Here is a 2807-nt window from a genome sequence, read left to right as displayed (position 1 = left end):
TGGCCCTCGTCGAGGAACTCGAGGCCGGACGCATCGTGGCCGGAGAACGGATCGCGCTGGTTGCGTTGGCCTCCGGGCTGGAGATCGGCATGGTTTTACTGACCCTGGATGAGGATTTGGTGAGCCGCTATGGGCACAGTCATTGATCGAGTCGAAATCGCGCACGCGCGCTGGCGTGATCAGCACAGCGCGCTGCATCTCGCCGTCACCGCCGCCAAGGATTGTCTGAAACGGGCCGGATGCGACCCGGACGAGTTGGATCTTGTGGTCAATGCGGGGCTCTACCGCGACCGCAACCTGGGCGAGCCGGCGCTTGCCGCGCTGATTCAGGACGACATCGGGGCCAACCCCGAGGATCCGCACACCGGCGGTCATGGGACGTTCTCCTTCGACATCGCCAACGGCGCCTGCGGAGTGCTTACCGCGCTGCAGATCGTCGACGGTTTCCTGCGAACCCACAGCGTTCACCGCGCACTTGTGGTGGCCAGTGATGCCGATCCGGGACATGGGATGAGCAAGCATTTTCCGTTTTCGGCCGCCGGGGCGGCGTTGTTGTGCGGGTGGTCCGATGACGACTACGGCCTGAGCCGCGTGTCCTGGGTGAATTCGGCGGACGACAACGGGATATTCTCTGCGACAGTAGGTTTCGCTGACGCCCGTAATGTCCTCCGGTTCAGCGAGTCGGCCGATTTGGATGAGCAATTCGCCGCGTCCGCCGCGGAGGCGGCGCGCGCTTGCCTGGATGCGCATTCCGTGGGGCTTCCTGACATCGACATGATTGTCGCCGCTCCTCCGCGACCCGGGTTCCGCGCCGCGCTGAGCGATCGGCTTGGGGTACCGTTTGACCAGATCGCGGTCGCCGACGATCAGGGCATGCATACCGCCGCGCTGGCGGCCGCGTTCGAGGGGCAAGTAGAACGGCTCCCGGCGGGCACGCGGGTTCTGTTTGTCGCCGCGGGCGCGGGTGTCACGGCCGGTGCCGCACTGTACCGCCAGCCGCCTCGGAGCGGAAACGAAGCTGACCACCGTTAACAGACCGCTAAGCACCGTCCGCAACTGCGCACAGGGATCGTTGGCGCCCGAACCGAACTCGGGCGTAGGCGCTATCACCGGCGTAGGGTTCGCCTCGTGAAATCTCGCATCAAGCGGGTCGCTCTAAGCACCGGCGGCGGTGACGCACCGGGACTCAACGCCGTCATCCGCGCAGCCACCCTGGCCGCACGAAACCGCGACTGGGATGTCGTCGGGATCCGCGACGGCTTCAACGGGTTGCTGTTCCCGGAGGAGTACCCCGACGGTGGGCTGATCGAGCTGACTCGTGACAGGGTTCGCGGCATCATCCAACAGGGTGGCACGATCATCGGAACCACCAATCGTGGCAACCCGATCGCCTACCCGGTGCAACAAAGCGACGGCACCTGGATCGAGGTGGACCGGACCGAAGAGCTGCTCGGCCGCTTCGAGGAGCACTCCATCGACGCGTTGATAACGATCGGCGGTGACGGAACGCTGGCGATAGCCCGTCACCTGCACGAGGCCGGGTTGCGTCTGGTCGGCGTACCCAAGACGATTGACAACGATCTCGAGAAGACGGCGTCGACGTTCGGCTTTGACACCGCTGTTGAATTCGCTTCGCAGTGCATTGATCGGCTGTTCTCCACCGCCACATCGCATGGCCGGATCATCGTGGTGGAGGTGATGGGCCGCTATGCCGGATGGATCGCCTTGAACGCCGGAATGGCGTCGGGGGTGCACGTGATCCTCATCCCCGAGATCCCGTTCAGCCTCGAGCCGGTGGCAGCCTTGATCACCCTTCGCGAGCGGAATGGTGCGAAGTTCTCTATCGTCTGCGTCGCCGAGGGCGCCCGGCCGGTCGGCGGAGAGCTATCGATCCTTGGCAAGTCGGTGGGGCAAGCCGAACGCCTCGGTGGCATCGGCGCCAAGGTGGCCGCTGAGCTCGAGCGGATGACCGGTCGAGAGGCACGCACGGTCGTGCTCGGCCACCTGCTGCGGGGTGGTTCGCCAACCTCGTTCGACCGGTTGCTCGGCCTGCGGTTCGGCGCTGCTGCGGTGCGGGCCCTCGACGAAGGACGCGACGGTGTCATGGTGGCGCTCAACCCGCCGACGGTGGACTATGTGCCGCTCACCGAGGCCACCCGCCGGCAGAAGAAGGTTCCGCTCGACTGCGACGCGATGCTGACCGCCCGCGATGTGGGGATTTGCTTCGGCGATGAGATGCCCGCGCACAGCGCGATTGGACGTTGACCGCTGCCCGGCGGCAAAGGCGGCAATAAGACGCCGACGCGACTCCCACATTCGTGAGCGACCGAGTCCGGAATCAGCGGGCGTAACCATCGATCTCGCCGGCGGTAGATTCGGCGGAAAGGTCGGTCTCGGGAAGGTGCGCATGCAACAAGGCTCAGCCGATCCGGGGAGGTATCGGTGGCTCGCGCTGGGGGAGGAGGCGCTGCCCCCGGAAGAACAATGGTTGGCGCCCGGCGAGGCGGCCATTCTGGCCGGGCTGCGGTATACCAAGCGGCGGACCGAGTTCTTGCTGCGCCGGCTTGTGACCAAGCACGCGGTGGCTTCGGTCACCGGCCGGCCCACCGACTCGGCGACGCTTGCCGGTCTCGAAGTCCGCAACGCGCCCAGCGGCGCCCCATACGTGTGCGTCGACGGGGCTCCGATCGAGGTGGGCGTGTCGATCAGCGACCGTGCGGGATGGGCGGTTTGTGTGACGTCGCCGACCGGGCCGCTGGCGGTCGGTTGCGACCTGGAGCTGGTGGAGCCGCGCACGCCCGGCTTCG

At 66.3% G+C, this 2807-nt stretch carries 3 protein-coding genes and 1 pseudogene; all 4 read left to right on the top strand.

Annotation, left to right across the window (positions count from 1 at the left end; translation table 11 throughout):
- Positions 1–146: pseudogene (locus tag ACLP4W_RS30610) on the top strand (3-oxoacyl-ACP synthase); the annotation flags it as partial.
- Positions 130–1032: a 3-oxoacyl-ACP synthase gene (locus ACLP4W_RS30605; protein WP_442391425.1), complete on the top strand. Its 903-nt coding sequence runs from the start codon at positions 130–132 to the stop codon at positions 1030–1032. The pseudogene ACLP4W_RS30610 and the gene ACLP4W_RS30605, both read left to right, overlap by 17 nt.
- A 96-nt stretch (positions 1033–1128) precedes the next feature.
- Complete coding sequence (locus tag ACLP4W_RS30600; protein WP_442391423.1) at positions 1129–2265, top strand: 6-phosphofructokinase; 1137 nt, start codon at positions 1129–1131, stop codon at positions 2263–2265.
- Between the two features lie 142 nt (positions 2266–2407).
- The coding region (locus ACLP4W_RS30595; protein WP_442391421.1) for a 4'-phosphopantetheinyl transferase family protein at positions 2408–2807 on the top strand (400 nt) is incomplete at its 3' end.

This window comes from Mycobacterium sp., from assembly GCF_052145595.1.
GTDB lineage: Bacteria > Actinomycetota > Actinomycetes > Mycobacteriales > Mycobacteriaceae > Mycobacterium.
Note: the sequence above shows the minus strand (reverse complement) of the source record. Positions and strands in the feature narration are given on the sequence as shown.